Origin of the sequence: Devosia elaeis, assembly GCF_001650025.1 — a bacterium.
Classification (GTDB): domain Bacteria; phylum Pseudomonadota; class Alphaproteobacteria; order Rhizobiales; family Devosiaceae; genus Devosia; species Devosia elaeis.
Genome location: NZ_LVVY01000085.1, coordinates 22,836 through 36,654, shown reverse-complemented (window position 1 = coordinate 36,654; position 13,819 = coordinate 22,836). Strand labels below are relative to the sequence as shown.

The following is a 13,819-nucleotide window of genomic DNA, read 5'->3' as shown; positions in this document are numbered from 1 at the left end:
GGCGCGGGAGGCGGTCCCGCGTTTCGGCTTCGACATAAGGGATGCGGGATGATCCGTCCATTGCTTTGGCTGCCCCTGGCGGCGCTTTCACTGAGCCCTGTTGCCGGCAAGGAAAAGGAGGCGCTGACGGAGCGGGTGGCAGCGCTGCACAAGCTCGCCGGCGGCGAATGGTGCAACATGGATGACGAATTCATGCCGGACCAGCCCATCGCCAGCTGGACGTTCAGCTACCAGCCGAGCTGGAGCGACGAGGTCGAGCCCGAAGAGGTCACCCTGTTCTCCGTGTTCTGCATGGCCGGCGCCTATAACATGAGCCATGCCTATTACATTTATCGCAAGCTCGATGGCCTGACGCCGCTGGCCTTCGCCATGCCCGATGTCGACCCGCAATATGAGGGTGACAGCGGTATCGACGGCAAGCTGCTCAGCGTGCCGGTCGTCGGCATGAGCACGTCGCTGGTGCTGGTCAATTCCGATTTCGACGAGGAGACCAGAACCATCACCTCCTATTCGAAATGGCGCGGGCTGGGTGATGCGAGCTCGGCGGGCACTTGGGTGTTCCGGGAAGGCGAATTCGTGCTCGTGCGCTATGAAGTCGATGCCAGCTATGACGGCGAGTTCAACCCCGAAACCGTGCTCGATTATACCGGGACATAAGAGAAAGGCCGCCACGGCATTCCTGCCGGGCGGCCTCTATGCGGAGAGCGGTCCACCGCGCTGTTGAGGGCTTGGGGGACAAGCGGCGAACCGCCTCCCGCTCATCGGGTGCATGGGTCGCTTGCCTTGCCGATGAACTGTCCCGAAGATGGGTGGTAATTGCGGCAAGAAAAGAGCGGGTCACCGGTTTGTGAAAGCCGGCGGGGCGCCGGGCGGCGCCGTTGAGAAGGTGTCATGCGGCTTCTATAGTGAGGCCGAGATTTCAGACGATTCCAGCCAAGCGGCCCGATCCGCGGGACCGCGCCAGAGGACGAAATGACCACCCTCACTCCGCCGCGCCTCGACAAGCGTTCTTTCACCGACCCCGCCGAGGCCTGGGCCCATGTGGCGCAGATCTATCATCGCAATTGCGAATTCATCCGGGGGCACCTGGAGGCGCTGACCAATGGCATCGTGCCCGAGGGGCGGGTGCGCGCCTTCTATCCGCAGGTGGAAGTGCGCTCGACCAGCTATTCCAAGCATGAGAGCACCCTGCCCTATGGCTATCTGCACACCCCCGGCCTCTACCGCACCACGGTGACGGCGCCGGACCTGTTCCGGGGCTATCTGCAGGAGCAGTTCGCGGTGATCCTCAAGAATCACGGCGGCACGATCGATGTGGGCGAATCGGAAACACCGATCCCGCTGCATTTCGCGCTGGGGCCGCGCGACCATGTCGACGGGGCGACGCTCAACGCGCTGGACGTGCCGCTGCGCGACCTGTTCGACGCGCCGGATCTGGCCAATACCGACGACGAAATCGCCAATGGCACCTATGTGCCGCCGCGCGGCGGACCCTACCCGCTGTCCGCCTTCACGGCGCCGCGCGTGGATTATTCGCTGTTCCGGCTGGCCCATTATACCGGCACCGATGCCGAGCATTTCCAGAACTTCGTGATCTTCACCAATTACCAGTTCTATATCGACGAATTCTGCCGCATCGCCAAAGGCTGGATGAGCGAGAAACATCCCCATTACCAGCGCTTCATCGAGCCGGGGAACGTGGCGACGGACAATATGCTGACCGGCGGCGGCATTACCGGCAATCCGCCGCCGCGCATTCCGCAAATGCCGGCCTATCACCTGGTGGGCGAAGGCGGGCGCGGCATCACCATGGTCAATATCGGCGTGGGGCCATCCAACGCCAAGACCATTACCGACCATATCGCGGTGCTGCGGCCGCATGCCTGGATCATGCTGGGCCATTGCGCGGGGCTGCGCAATTCGCAGGAGCTGGGCGATTACGTGCTGGCCCATGCCTATGTGCGCGAGGACCATGTGCTCGACGCCGATCTGCCCCTGTCCGTGCCGATTCCGGCCCTGGCCGAGGTGCAGGTGGCGCTGGAACAGGCGGTGGAGGAAATCACCCAGACCGAGGGGATCGAGACCAAGAAGATCATGCGCACCGGCACGGTGGCCACCTTCGATAACCGCAATTGGGAACTCTGGGACCAGGTGGCGATCACGCGGCAATTGAGCCAGTCGCGCGCCGTGGCGCTGGACATGGAAAGCGCCACTATCGCCGCCAATGGTTTCCGCTTCCGCGTGCCCTATGGCACCCTGCTCTGCGTCTCCGACAAGCCGCTGCATGGCGAATTGAAGCTGCCCGGCATGGCCTCGGACTTTTATCGCACCCAGGTGAACCGGCATCTGCAGGTGGGGTTGCGCGCGATGGAAATCCTGCGCGACCAGCCGGCCGAGCGGCTGCATTCGCGGAAACTCAGGAGCTTTGCCGAGACGGCGTTTCAGTAGGGCGCTCTCCGGACATTCCTCACCCACCATTCGTCACCCTCGGGTCCTCGGGTCAAGCCCGAGGATGCCCGAGGGTGACGATTTGCGGGTGCCTCAATCCCGGGCGAGCAGGGCCTTCCAGATGATCGCGCCGAGGGCCGCGCCGGCCAGGGGGGCGAGGATGAACAGCCAGACCTGACCGAGGGCGCCGTTCTGCGCGAAGATGGCGGCGGCGATGGAGCGGGCCGGATTGACCGAGGTATTGCTGACCGGGATCGAGATCAGGTGGATCAGGGTCAGCCCCAGGCCGATGGCGAGGGGTGCGAAGCCGACCGGCGCGTTGCCATGGGTGGACCCCAGGATGATCAGGAGGAAGAAGGCGGTCAGCACCACTTCGGCCACCAGCACCGAGACCAGGCCATAGCCATGCGGCGAGAGCGCGTCATAGCCGTTGGAGGCAAAGCCGCCGGCCTGGAAACCGGCCACGCCCGAGGCGATGACGAAGAGGACGGCCGCGCCGAGCACGCCGCCCACGAGCTGCGCCACCCAATAGGGCAGCAAATCCTTGTATTCGAACCGGCCGGCCATGGCCAAACCCAGCGACACCGCCGGATTGAAATGACCGCCCGAAATATGGCCCACGGCATAGGCCATGGTCAGTACGGTGAGGCCGAAGGCCAGGGCGACACCGGCATAGCCGATGCCGAGTTCGGGAATGCCCGCTGCCAGGACGGCGGAACCACAACCGCCGAATACGAGCCAGAATGTACCGAATGCTTCGGCAGACAGACGCTTTATCATATCCAAAGACTCCCCAAGCGAATGATTCTCGCTCGAATATTGTATCAGAGCCAAGTCTTTAAGAAAGCAGCGTCAATTTCGGGCCGCCGGATATTGGCGCGGGACCAAACAACCGGAGCCCTAATCGGGCATCGACACGATGACCTTGCCGATGGCCTGCCCGCTGCCCAGCCGCCGCAGGGCCGAGAGCGCATCCTCCAGGGGAAAGACCCGGTCGATGATGGGCCGCAGGGCGCCGGCCACGCATTGGCCAGCAAGGAAGGCATTGTCCTCGGGCGACACTTTGTAGACCAGCAGGCCGAGTGATTGATGGCGCTGGCGGCCGAGGAGCTGTCCCAGGATTGCCACCGGGATCAGGGTGCGAAACGTGCCGCCGACGACCACCAGGCGGCCGTTGTCCCTGAGGCACGCCGGGTAGCGGCGTGCGGGCCGGTTGGCCACGACATCGACGATCATGTCATAGGCGGAAGGCCTGGCGGTATAATCCTCGGCGCGGAAATCGATAAAGGCATCGGCGCCCAGGGCGAGCAGGGCGTTGCGCTTTTCGGCGCGATCCACGGCGATGATGCGGGCGCCGCTGGCCCTGGCGAGCTGAATGCCCAAAGTGCCGACGCCGCCGCCCCCGCCATTGAAGACAATGGTGTGTTCCGGCCCCAGATCGGGCCGTTTGCGCAGGGATTGCAGCGCCAGGGCACCAGCCTGGGGCAAGGCGGCGGCGTGTTCGAAGGAAAGCCCGGCAGGGATCGGTGCGAGCGCCGCCGCCGGAGCGCAGGCAAATTCGGCAAAGCCGCCCCATTGGGCTTCGGACAGATCGCCGAACACCGCGTCGCCGGGCCGGAAGGCGGTTACGCCCTGCCCAACCTGTTCGACAATGCCGGCAATATCGGCGCCCAGAATGCGGTGACGCGGCGCGAAGGGGCCGGTCACGCGGCCCATGGGCGTTCCGAGGACGGCGTCCCAGTCCCAGGAATTGACCGAGGTGGCGCGCAGCCGCACCAGAACCTGGCCGGGGCCGGGCTGCGGCCGGGGCAGATGCTCCAGCCGCAAGACCCGTTCGGGCGGGCCATATCGATCATAGACGATGGCCCGCATGTCACTCATGGCGTCTAGCGGCCCTTGACCACCGAATAGCCGGCATATCTGGCCGAGGAACCGAGCTGTTCCTCGATGCGGATCAGCTGGTTGTACTTGGCCATGCGGTCGGAGCGGGACAGCGAGCCGGTCTTGATCTGCCCGCAATTGAGCGCCACGGCGAGGTCGGCAATGGTGGAGTCCTCGGTTTCGCCCGAGCGGTGCGACATGACCGAGGTATAGCTGGCGCGATGGGCGGTATCGACCGCATCCAGCGTCTCGGACAGCGAGCCGATCTGGTTGACCTTGACCAGGATGGAATTGGCCACGCCCATCTTGATGCCGGAAACCAGGCGCTGGGTATTGGTGACGAAGAGATCGTCGCCCACCAGTTGCACCTTCTTGCCGATGGCCTCGGTCAGCGCCTTCCAGCCATCCCAATCGTCCTCGGCCATGCCGTCTTCGATGGTGATGATCGGGTAGCGGGTGACGAGATCTTCGAGGAAGCGCACGTTTTCGTCCGAGGAGAGCGACTTGCCCTCACCCGTCATCTCGTATTTGCCGCCCTTGTAATACTCGGTCGAGGCGCAATCGAGGCCCAGGAACACGTCCTCGCCCGGCTTGTAGCCGGCCTTTTCGATGGAGCGCATGATGAAGCCCAGGGCTTCGTCGGCCGATTGCAGATTGGGGGCGAAGCCGCCCTCGTCGCCGACATTGGTGTTGTGGCCGTCGGCGGACAGGCCCTTCTTGAGGGTGTGGAAGATTTCCGAGCCGATGCGGACGGCGTCGGCGATGGAGGTCGCGCCGGCCGGCAGGATCATGAATTCCTGCATGTCGATCGGATTGTCGGCATGCTCGCCGCCATTGATGATGTTCATCATCGGCACGGGCAGGATATGGGCGTTCGGCCCGCCGATATAGCGGTAGAACGGCAATTCGCTGGATTCGGCGGCGGCCTTGGCCACGGCGAGCGACACGCCCAGGATGGCATTGGCGCCCAGCTTGCCCTTGTTGGCGGTGCCGTCCAGCTCGATCATGGCCTGGTCGACGGCGCGCTGGTCCAGCGCGTCCATGCCCTGGATTTCCTCGGCAATGGCGGAATTGACGTTCTCGACCGCCTCGGTCACGCCCTTGCCGTTATAGAGCTTGCCGCCATCGCGCAGCTCGACTGCCTCATGGGCGCCGGTGGACGCGCCGGAGGGCACGGCGGCGCGGCCGAAGCTGCCATCGTCCAGCACCACATCCACTTCGACAGTCGGGTTGCCGCGGCTGTCATAAATCTGGCGGCCATTGACGTGGATGATAGAAGACATGAGAGCCCTTCCCGAACCTTGTATGGGGTGTTGCAGCCTGTCTAGACGGGGTGTGTGACAGAGGAAAGAGGGCAGATGCAAAAAAGCGGCGAAGGCCCGTCCGCTAGCGAAGCCTAAACAGCCGAAAACGGCCCATTGGTGCGATCTCATCATAGCTGCCGATCAGGGCTTCAAAGGCGGGATAGGCCGCCAGAAAATCGAGATAGTCGAAGCGCTCGGCGTTCGGGATACCCAGCTTGAAGCGCGCAGCATCGAAGGCCAGAATGTCGGGCGGCGCTGCGGCGAAGCGGCCAAGCAGGTCTTCCAGATACGCTTGCGAAATGGCGATTGCCCGCTGTTGGCGCGGACTACGGGTTTCGGCGGCGAGCGCATGGAGATGGGCCGGCAGGAAGATCGCCACCCCATAGGCATCAGCCCAGGTCTTGCCCGATTGCAGCACGGCCGGATGCATGTCCCGCGGTGAGGTGATGAAGGCGTAGACGCTGTCGACGGCGGGCCTATCCAGCACCTGCTCGAGAGCGAAGACCCGCGCACTCGTCCCATTGGGCGAGAGGCCGTCCCACACGAACGACAGCACCGGGAAGGCGCAGGCGAGGCCGATAGCGGCGGCGATCAGTCCGCGAAAGCGTTTGGCGAAAGCCATTTGGACAGCAGCGGCGGCCAGCACGTACAGAGCCACGGGCATGATTTGATATTGCCAGCCTTTTTGCTGCAACAGGGCGGCCAGGAGATAGCCGGTGGCCGTAGCGAGAAAGGCACCGGATAAAGGATCGATCCGACGCAAGGCCAGGATGCCGAAAAGCATGGCAAGAACCGGAAACAGCAGGACGCCTGCCACTTCGGACAGAATCTCGTTCATGCCGCTCTCAAAACCGGAATAGGTCGCCATTGCGTCAGGCACGACGCGATAGAGATAATCGGGCGCGAAGACAAAAACGGCAGCCAGATAGACCAGGCCGATTGCGACCATGACGAGCGTTTCAAGTCTTACGACCTCCCGTAGATCGCGCCGCCGCAACGCGAGCCAGAGCTCGACCAGGAGCGGAACAGCGAGGAAATAGGGCTTGAAGCAGATGCCGATCGCTGCCAGCAGCCCGGCATAGGTTGCCGTCCCCAGCGAAACCGGTTGCCGCCCCGAGCGGAGCGTGGCGAGGCAGACATAGGGCAGCGTCAGCAATGCGGCCAGATGTTCCCTTTGCCCGAAATGGTAACCGGGCAGCAGCAGGAATGTGGCGGCAATTGCGAGCAGGAGCATGGGTGTATCGCGCCCTGCCCATGCCGTCAGCGGCAGCCGGACGGCCAGGAAGACGAGAGCGGCGACGATCAGAACAAAAGCCTTGAAGGCGATAGCCGGCGACAGGCCGAGTCCGGCGACCGCAAGGCCAGGAAGCGAAAACAGCCACATCGCCATGGGCGGATTGATGTCGGCAATATCGACGCCGATCCGGTCCCCGGCCAGAACCCGGATGGCCGAATAAAAATGCCAGGCAGCGTCATGATTGAGCGCAAAGGGAAACTGCACGAGGCCAGTCAGCAGGAAAAGCAAGGCCACGCCGACAAGCAATGCCCGAACCGGCCGAGATTTTGCGATCATCACGCTTCGAGCCCAAATGTCCCGCCAACTTGCCCGGGAGAACCTAAGCCGGCGTTAAATGGCGCCGTCGGCCTATGCAGCATCTGCGGCGCTGATTAACATGTCGGCGCGGCCGCTCGGCTTGCTTATTCCGGAGGAGACGATCTTGACCACACCCCTCGTCAGGCAGGTGGCCCATACCTGTATTTTCGCCCGCGACCTGGATGCGGTGGAAGCCTTTTACCGCGACGTCATCGGCGTGGCCCCCAAATTCGATTTCAAGCGCGGCGAGGAGCGGATCGGCTTCTATCTCGATTTCGGCAATCGCACCTTCGTGGAAGTGTTCCTCAAAGGGGAAAGCCGCTTCGAGGAGACCAACCAGATCAACCATATCTGCTTCGAAACCGACGATATCGACGCCTTCATGGCCCATGCGCGGTCCAAGGGCGTCTCGGTGACCGACAAGAAGCTGGGCGTGGACCATACCTGGCAATGCTGGCTGGCCGATCCGAGCGGAGTGAAGCTGGAAATCTTCCAATATACGCCGGACAGCATGCAATTCGGCCCCGACGGCGCGGTTTGCCAGGTGGATTGGTAGGCCTGGCATTGCCCGTTGTGGGATCGCGGGCGCGCCCCCTTAGGGCAATGTTTATCCTGGGCGCACCGGAGCTTGAATTTTCACGATGTCATCCCCGCGAAAGCGGGGACCTCCGTTAGCCATACAAGAACAGCAACAGAGGTTCCCGCTTTCGCGGGAATGACCCAGTGGAACAGAATGCGTCTAGACCGAACTCTGCCCCGAGGAGAGCGGTCGAACCACACGCCTCCTAAAGATGAGCGCCCTGACTGGCCGGACAGGTCGGTGAACAAACTTTATTGTTTGCCCAGCCGATTTTGCTCACGCTTTGGCCGCAAGGGAGCGGGAGGTAGAGGCATGTGGAATCACCCTGCCCTGTTCGCCGCCGTCCTTGCCCTGATGCCCGTTGCCGCCATGGCGCAGGATTTCGACGCCATTCTGGACGAGGCCGCGCGCCTCGAGGCGCTGGAGGTGGTGATCGTGGCACAGGACGGCGATATCGTCGCCGAGCGCGGCTATGGCGATCATTCGCCCGACGATCCCACCAATATCAAATCCGCCTCGAAAACGGTGGTGTCGGCGCTGGTGGGCATGGCCATCGACAAGGGCGTGCTCGAGGGCGTGGACCAGAAGGTGGCCGCGCTCCTGCCCGACGACCTGCCGGAAAACGCCGATCCGCGACTCGCCGACATCAATGTGGGGCACCTGCTCTCCATGCAGGCCGGGCTGGCGCCGACATCGGGCCCCAATTACGGGCGCTGGGTGGTGAGTTCCAATTGGGTGCGCAGCGCGCTGGCGCAGCCGTTCGAAACCGATCCGGGCGGACGCATGCTCTATTCCACCGGCTCGACCCACCTGCTCTCGGCCATCCTGACCCGGGAAGGCGGCGAATCGAGCCTGGCGCTGGCGCGGGACTGGTTTGCCCCCGTGGACGATTTCGCCATTGCCGGCTGGGAGCGCGATCCGCAGGGGATTTATCTGGGCGGCAACCAGATGGCGATGAGCCCGCGCTCGCTGCTGGCTTTCGGCGAGGTCTATCGCAATGGCGGGCTGGCGCCGGACGGAACGCGGGTGATTTCGGAAGACTGGATCGAACAATCCTGGATCGAGCGCACCCAATCGCGCTTCACCGGCGATGGCTATGGCTATGGCTGGTTCCTGCGCGACATTGCCGGCGCGGACGTGCGCTATGCCTGGGGCTATGGCGGGCAGATGCTCTATATCGTGCCGGAGCTGGCGCTGAGCGTGGTGATGACCTCGGACGAGAATTCGCCATCCGCTGCCAATGGCCATCGCGATGCGCTGCACGCGCTGACGGGGGAGATCATCGAAGCGGTGCGCCAGAAGGATGCGGCCAGCTAGAGGCCTGGAGTGCCCCACCCACAGATCGTCATCCTCGGACTCGACCCGAGGGCGTTTGCCATGCACCCAAAAACAAAGAACCCTCGGGTCAGGCCCGAGGGTGACGATCCGGATTGGGGTGGAATCGCGGCTCCTTGCTCCCCTCCTCTTGAGAGGAGTTGAGGGAGGGGGCATCAGTGGATGACTGAACCACCCCCACCCACAGATCGTCACCCTCGGGTCCGACCCGAGGGCGTTTGCGGTGCATCCAAAAACAAAGACCCCTCGGGTCAAGCCCGAGGGTGACGATCCGGATTGGGGTGGAATCGCGACTCTTTTGCTTCCCCCTTGAGAGGGAGAGGGCGATGGAAATGTGTCCGTCCAAACGCGAAACGATCTAATCCTCGCGCTTGTGTCCTTCGACATGCTTTTCGGCCCGCGCCTTCTCGGCCGCCGCGCCGGCTTTTTCGGCCTTGGTGCGGCCGAATTTCAGGCGATTGGCTTCGGCGGCGCTTTCCTTGTACGCCCGCGCCTTCTGCTTGCGGAAACTGCGCAGATTGACGATCTCAGCCAATTTTCCGCCTATTCTTCATCGATGACGCCGTCATAGGGGGAGAGGCGCTTTTCCAGGTAGACGCTGGCGAAGGGATCGCGGCCCGCACGGCCATCCGGCTTCAGCGCCAGGATGCGATAGCCCTGCTTTTCGTAGAAGCGCACCGCCCGCACGTGATCGGCCGGGGTTTCGAGATGGATGCGCGCAGCGCCTTCGAGCTCGAGCATCCGCTCCATGCGTTCCAGCAGCAGCCCGCCTACGCCATGGCCCTGGATTTCCGGCATGACGAACAGATAGGGGATATAGGACCGCCGGGGCTGGCGCGAGCACCAGCCGACCGCGACATCGTCGATCTCGGCGACGATGGCATGGCGCCAGCCTTCGCCCACGGCGCGGGCCAGGCGGCGGCGCTCGCTCTCGCGCAGGCCCTCCCGTTCGATCAGAATGGGCAGGATGCCGCTTTCCCAGGCGCGATAGGCGATATCGGCCAGCCTTGGGGCATGGGTGATTTCCGCCTTGCGTATCCGAACCGCGGGCAATCCCGCCTCCTATCTGGCGCGCCGCCGCGCCGCGATGATGCCCTTCTCGTAATTGATGTTCCAGTCGATCAGGGTCCGCCAGATAAGTTCGGCCTGATCTTCGTCCAGATCAAGGTCCAAAGAGCGCTCCCGCACTTTCGTGATGATGGCTTCGATGCGCGTCGGGTCATAGGCCTCGTGCGGATCGGTCTTGATCTCGGCCATGCGCGTCACATAGCCATGCCGCTCCGCGAACAGGGTCAGCAGCGCCTGATCGATCCGGTCGATCTCGGCGCGCACGTCGTCCTTGGTTTCACAATCGGCGGGCAGCTTGGCGGCGGTCACGGCAATGTCCTTGGCTTGGCGATGAGTGTTGCTGGTTTGCACCGGCAGACGATGGATTTCAACCCGCCAGGGCGCACTCATCTGGCCAAATCCGGCGCGCCGGGCTATCGAGGCGGCATGTGTAGCCAGTCTGAGATTGCCTGAAAGCCCGTCCGATCGCGACGGGTGTGAATGAACCAAACCGCTGCCGGGCGTGATGCCGGAGCGGTTCCGTTTGTTTGCGGCCAAAAGGCCGCCATTCAGGCTTCAGACCATCCATGGATATTTCCCGGGACGAACAGCGGGTGCTGCATGCACTCGCGCAAGGCGGCCGTATCGCCGCCATCAAGGATGAACACGGCAAGATCGTCGATTTCGAATTTTTCAGCCGCGACGGCTGGCTGGTGAGCGGGCTCACGCTCCGCATCTTCAGCAAGCTCAAAGCGAAGAAGGCGATCAAATCACAGGGCGGCGGACCCTATCGGATCACCAAACGCGGGCTGGAACTGGTGCGCAGCCAGGTGGACAATCGGTAGGCTCTTCACCTCTCCCCCCAAGGGAGAGGTGAGAATTCAGTGCCGGGTCACTTCGCTCAGGGCCGCGGCGATGTGTTCCCATTCGGATGACACGCTGGCGGTGGCGCGGCGCTTGCCGGCGCGGCGATACCAGTAATCGGCATTGCCCATATCGGCTTCGATCCAGTGCATCAGCGCATGCACCCAGTCGAAAGCCTGCACGCCTTCCATGGCCTGGACGATGTTGTGCGCCTTTTCCCATTCGGGGCCGACGCGCAATTCGCCCTTCTTGAGCCACCACAAAGCCTGGAGCGGCTTGCTCATGTCCTTGGGCGGCTCGGACCAGTCGAGCGTCGTGAAGATATCAACGGCCATCGGCGATATTCCTGTTGGCCCGGACGCCGCCATGGGGCGCGTCACAACCAGTTTCAACTTGTGCATGGGCCGCAAATAGTGCGGAACGACGGCGCAATCAAGCGCCGCCCGCTTTCCGGTCTACCACCATTGCCTGGGGGCGAAGTCGCCGCCGGCGCTTTTCTCGATGACGCGGGCCGCCGCGAACAGCGTCTCCTCGTCGAAAGGCTTGCCGATCAGCTGCAGGCCCAAGGGAAGCCCCTGCCCGTCCTTGCCGGCGGGAACGGCGATGCCCGGCAGGCCGGCCATGTTCACGGTGACGGTGAAGATGTCGTTGAGATACATGGCCACCGGATCGGCAGCGAGCGCCTCGTCGCCGATGCCGAAGGCAGCGGACGGGGTGGCGGGGGTCAGGATGGCGTCGACGCCGGCATGGAAGGCGTCTTCGAAATCCTTCTTGATCAGCGTGCGGACCTTCTGCGCCTTGACGTAATAGGCGTCGAAATAGCCGGCCGAAAGCACATAGGTGCCGATCATGATGCGGCGCTTAACCTCGCGGCCGAAGCCGGCGGCGCGGGTCAGCTCGTACATGTCGGTAATGTCCTTGCCGGCGACGCGCAGGCCATATTTGACGCCGTCATAGCGGGCCAGGTTGGACGAGGCCTCGGCGGGGGCGACGATGTAATAGGCCGGCAGGGCGTATTTGGTGTGCGGCAGGGAAATATCCTTGACCGTCGCGCCCTCGGCCTTGAGCCATTCCAGCCCCTCGGCCCAGAGCTTCTCGATCTCGGCGGGCATGCCGTCCATGCGGTATTCGCGCGGCACGCCGATGGTCAGCCCCTTCACGCCCCGCTCGACGGCGGCGGCAAAGTCGGGGACGGCGATATCGACGCTGGTGGAATCCTTGGGGTCGAACCCGGCCATTGACGTCATCAGGATGGCCGCATCCTCGACGGTGCGGGCGATCGGGCCGGCCTGGTCGAGCGAGGAGGCGAAGGCGACCACGCCCCAGCGCGAGCAGCGGCCATAGGTCGGCTTGATGCCCACGGTGCCGGTAAAGGCGGCCGGCTGGCGGATGGACCCGCCAGTATCGGTGGCGGTGGCGCCGGCGCAGAGCCAGGCGGCGACGGCGGCGGCCGAGCCGCCCGAGGACCCGCCGGGCACCAGGTTGGCATTGCTGCCCTCGGCGCGGAAGGGGCTCACCACCGGCCCGTAATAGGAGGTCTCGTTGGACGAGCCCATGGCGAATTCGTCCATGTTGAGCTTGCCCAGCATGACGGCGCCGTCGCGCCAGAGATTGCTGGTCACACTCGATTCATATTCCGGCTTGAAGCCGTCGAGGATGTGGCTGGCCGCCTGGGTGTGGACGCCCTTGGTGCCGAACAGGTCCTTGATGCCCAGCGGAATGCCTTCGAGCGGGCCGCCCTGCCCCTGTGCCAGCTTTTCGTCGCTGGCCCTGGCCATGTCGCGCGCCTGTTCGGGCGTGGTGGCCACATAGGCGTTGAGCTTGGGATTGGCCGCCTCGATGGCGCCGATATAGGCATCGGTCAGTTCGAGCGCGGTAAAGCTCTTGTCCTTGAGGCCCTTGCGGGCATCGGCGAGGCTCAGTCGGGTCAGATCAGTCACGGGAAAATCTCTCATTCGTCACGGCGGGCGGCGCTCAGGCCAGTTCCGCCGGAGCCGATAGCGGCAATTCAAAAAAGGCCGACCATTCGCTGTCGGGATAATCGAGGAAGGGGCCGCGCGGGGTAAATCCATAGCGCGTATAGAGCCGGTGGGCCTCGGCCATGCCCGGCCCGGTGCCGGTTTCCAGCATCAAGACCGGCAGGTTGCGCTCGCGCGCCAGGTCAACGATCCGCTCCAGCAATTGCCGGCCGACGCGCTGGCCGCGCACCTCCGGCAGGGTGAACATGCGCTTGACCTCACCCAGTTCGGGCCCATGCATCTTGAGCGCGCCCATGCCGATGGCCCGGCCGCTTTCATCGCGCGCCACGAACAGGGTCGTGGCGCTGTCGGCCATCTGCTCCACGCTCATCTTGAACTGGAATTCGAGCGGCGAGAGCGGCAGCAGATGATCGTTGAGCGCCGCGACCAGGGCGCGCACATCGTCCTGCAGGGGCGTTTCGATGGCGATGGATACCGCCATTTATTCGACCACCTTGGGCACCATGAAGAAATTGTCTTCCGAGAGCGGCGCATTGGCCACGATCTTTTCGGCATAGCCGCCATCGGTGACCACGTCGTCGCGGCGGCGCAGCACCATGGGGGTCACCGAGGTCATCGGGGCGACGCCTTCGACATTCACCTCGGAAAGCTGCTCGACGAAGCCCAGAATGGCATTGAGCTCGTTCTGGTAACCGGTAACCTCGTCTTCCTCGATGCGGATGCGCGCGAGGCGCCCGATGCGCTTGACGGTGGCGGCGTCGACGGACATGGCAAACTCCAGAAAGCA

Annotated in this window: 16 protein-coding genes; 5 read left to right on the top strand and 11 right to left on the bottom strand. The window is 63.7% G+C overall.

From position 1 onward, the window contains the following. The first annotated feature begins 48 nt into the window (after window positions 1–48). Together A3840_RS10090 and A3840_RS10085 are read left to right on the top strand one after the other, a co-directional pair. Window positions 49–657 (top strand): DUF1176 domain-containing protein, encoded by a 609-nt coding sequence (locus A3840_RS10090; protein ID WP_067455739.1) that lies wholly within the window; start codon window positions 49–51, stop codon window positions 655–657. Between the two features lie 315 nt (window positions 658–972). Then, the gene (locus tag A3840_RS10085; protein WP_067455737.1) at window positions 973–2,448 is read left to right on the top strand and encodes an AMP nucleosidase; all 1,476 of its coding nucleotides are present in this window, start codon (window positions 973–975) and stop codon (window positions 2,446–2,448) included. Between the two features lie 93 nt (window positions 2,449–2,541). On the opposite strand, the gene aqpZ is transcribed toward A3840_RS10085, so the two are convergent. The 4 genes from aqpZ to A3840_RS10065 form a co-directional block, all read right to left on the bottom strand. Beyond that, window positions 2,542–3,228: an aquaporin Z gene (aqpZ, locus tag A3840_RS10080; RefSeq protein ID WP_067455735.1), complete on the bottom strand. Its 687-nt coding sequence runs from the start codon at window positions 3,226–3,228 to the stop codon at window positions 2,542–2,544. Between the two features lie 120 nt (window positions 3,229–3,348). Then, window positions 3,349–4,329: an NAD(P)-dependent alcohol dehydrogenase gene (locus A3840_RS10075; RefSeq protein WP_082903801.1), complete on the bottom strand. Its 981-nt coding sequence runs from the start codon at window positions 4,327–4,329 to the stop codon at window positions 3,349–3,351. A gap of 5 nt (window positions 4,330–4,334) precedes the next feature. Continuing rightward, on the bottom strand, window positions 4,335–5,612 hold the full coding sequence (eno, locus tag A3840_RS10070) for a phosphopyruvate hydratase (RefSeq protein ID WP_067455731.1): 1,278 nt from the start codon (window positions 5,610–5,612) through the stop codon (window positions 4,335–4,337). Window positions 5,613–5,715: 103 nt separating this feature from the next. Next, a complete protein-coding gene (locus A3840_RS10065; RefSeq protein WP_131798297.1) occupies window positions 5,716–7,206 on the bottom strand; it encodes a hypothetical protein in 1,491 nt (496 codons plus the stop codon). Window positions 7,207–7,351: 145 nt separating this feature from the next. On the opposite strand from A3840_RS10065, the gene A3840_RS10060 reads away from it, so the two are divergent. Together A3840_RS10060 and A3840_RS10055 are read left to right on the top strand one after the other, a co-directional pair. Next, window positions 7,352–7,783, top strand: a complete 432-nt coding sequence (locus tag A3840_RS10060) for a VOC family protein (RefSeq protein ID WP_245676591.1) — start codon at window positions 7,352–7,354, stop codon at window positions 7,781–7,783. Between the two features lie 336 nt (window positions 7,784–8,119). Continuing rightward, complete coding sequence (locus A3840_RS10055; RefSeq protein ID WP_067455724.1) at window positions 8,120–9,124, top strand: serine hydrolase domain-containing protein; 1,005 nt, start codon at window positions 8,120–8,122, stop codon at window positions 9,122–9,124. A gap of 376 nt (window positions 9,125–9,500) precedes the next feature. Here A3840_RS10055 and A3840_RS10050 read toward each other — a convergent pair whose 3' ends face one another. The 3 genes from A3840_RS10050 to A3840_RS20010 are packed head-to-tail and all read right to left on the bottom strand — an operon-like array spanning window position 9,501 to window position 10,747. Then, a complete protein-coding gene (locus A3840_RS10050; protein ID WP_067455720.1) occupies window positions 9,501–9,677 on the bottom strand; it encodes a DUF4169 family protein in 177 nt (58 codons plus the stop codon). 8 nt (window positions 9,678–9,685) lie between these two features. Then, a complete protein-coding gene (locus A3840_RS10045; protein ID WP_067455712.1) occupies window positions 9,686–10,195 on the bottom strand; it encodes a GNAT family N-acetyltransferase in 510 nt (169 codons plus the stop codon). Window positions 10,196–10,204: 9 nt separating this feature from the next. Next, a complete protein-coding gene (locus A3840_RS20010) occupies window positions 10,205–10,747 on the bottom strand; it encodes a chorismate mutase (RefSeq protein WP_245676590.1) in 543 nt (180 codons plus the stop codon). Between the two features lie 29 nt (window positions 10,748–10,776). Here A3840_RS20010 and A3840_RS10035 point away from each other — a divergent pair, with 29 nt between their 5' ends. Next, the gene (locus A3840_RS10035; protein WP_067455711.1) at window positions 10,777–11,034 is read left to right on the top strand and encodes a YjhX family toxin; all 258 of its coding nucleotides are present in this window, start codon (window positions 10,777–10,779) and stop codon (window positions 11,032–11,034) included. 36 nt (window positions 11,035–11,070) lie between these two features. Here A3840_RS10035 and A3840_RS10030 read toward each other — a convergent pair whose 3' ends face one another. From A3840_RS10030 to gatC, 4 genes are all read right to left on the bottom strand, one after another. Beyond that, window positions 11,071–11,388 carry a hypothetical protein gene (locus tag A3840_RS10030; RefSeq protein ID WP_067455710.1) on the bottom strand — a complete coding sequence of 106 codons (318 nt, stop codon included), beginning with the start codon at window positions 11,386–11,388 and terminating at the stop codon, window positions 11,071–11,073. A gap of 120 nt (window positions 11,389–11,508) precedes the next feature. Continuing rightward, window positions 11,509–12,993 (bottom strand): Asp-tRNA(Asn)/Glu-tRNA(Gln) amidotransferase subunit GatA, encoded by a 1,485-nt coding sequence (gene gatA / locus A3840_RS10025; protein ID WP_067455708.1) that lies wholly within the window; start codon window positions 12,991–12,993, stop codon window positions 11,509–11,511. Between the two features lie 34 nt (window positions 12,994–13,027). Then, window positions 13,028–13,513: a GNAT family N-acetyltransferase gene (locus A3840_RS10020; protein WP_067455705.1), complete on the bottom strand. Its 486-nt coding sequence runs from the start codon at window positions 13,511–13,513 to the stop codon at window positions 13,028–13,030. Continuing rightward, window positions 13,514–13,801: an Asp-tRNA(Asn)/Glu-tRNA(Gln) amidotransferase subunit GatC gene (gene gatC, locus A3840_RS10015; RefSeq protein ID WP_067455702.1), complete on the bottom strand. Its 288-nt coding sequence runs from the start codon at window positions 13,799–13,801 to the stop codon at window positions 13,514–13,516. Window positions 13,802–13,819: the final 18 nt, after the last annotated feature.

What these genes read in the sequence shown, in the direction of transcription:
- A3840_RS10090 (WP_067455739.1), top strand. Translation starts at nt 49, where the DNA reads ATGATCCGTCCATTGCTTTGGCTGCCCCTGGCGGCGCTTTCACTGAGC.
- A3840_RS10085 (WP_067455737.1), top strand. Translation starts at nt 973, where the DNA reads ATGACCACCCTCACTCCGCCGCGCCTCGACAAGCGTTCTTTCACCGAC.
- aqpZ (WP_067455735.1), bottom strand. Translation starts at nt 3,228, where the DNA reads ATGATAAAGCGTCTGTCTGCCGAAGCATTCGGTACATTCTGGCTCGTA.
- A3840_RS10075 (WP_082903801.1), bottom strand. Translation starts at nt 4,329, where the DNA reads ATGAGTGACATGCGGGCCATCGTCTATGATCGATATGGCCCGCCCGAA.
- eno (WP_067455731.1), bottom strand. Translation starts at nt 5,612, where the DNA reads ATGTCTTCTATCATCCACGTCAATGGCCGCCAGATTTATGACAGCCGC.
- A3840_RS10065 (WP_131798297.1), bottom strand. Translation starts at nt 7,206, where the DNA reads ATGATCGCAAAATCTCGGCCGGTTCGGGCATTGCTTGTCGGCGTGGCC.
- A3840_RS10055 (WP_067455724.1), top strand. Translation starts at nt 8,120, where the DNA reads ATGTGGAATCACCCTGCCCTGTTCGCCGCCGTCCTTGCCCTGATGCCC.
- A3840_RS10035 (WP_067455711.1), top strand. Translation starts at nt 10,777, where the DNA reads ATGGATATTTCCCGGGACGAACAGCGGGTGCTGCATGCACTCGCGCAA.
- A3840_RS10030 (WP_067455710.1), bottom strand. Translation starts at nt 11,388, where the DNA reads ATGGCCGTTGATATCTTCACGACGCTCGACTGGTCCGAGCCGCCCAAG.
- A3840_RS10020 (WP_067455705.1), bottom strand. Translation starts at nt 13,513, where the DNA reads ATGGCGGTATCCATCGCCATCGAAACGCCCCTGCAGGACGATGTGCGC.
- gatC (WP_067455702.1), bottom strand. Translation starts at nt 13,801, where the DNA reads ATGTCCGTCGACGCCGCCACCGTCAAGCGCATCGGGCGCCTCGCGCGC.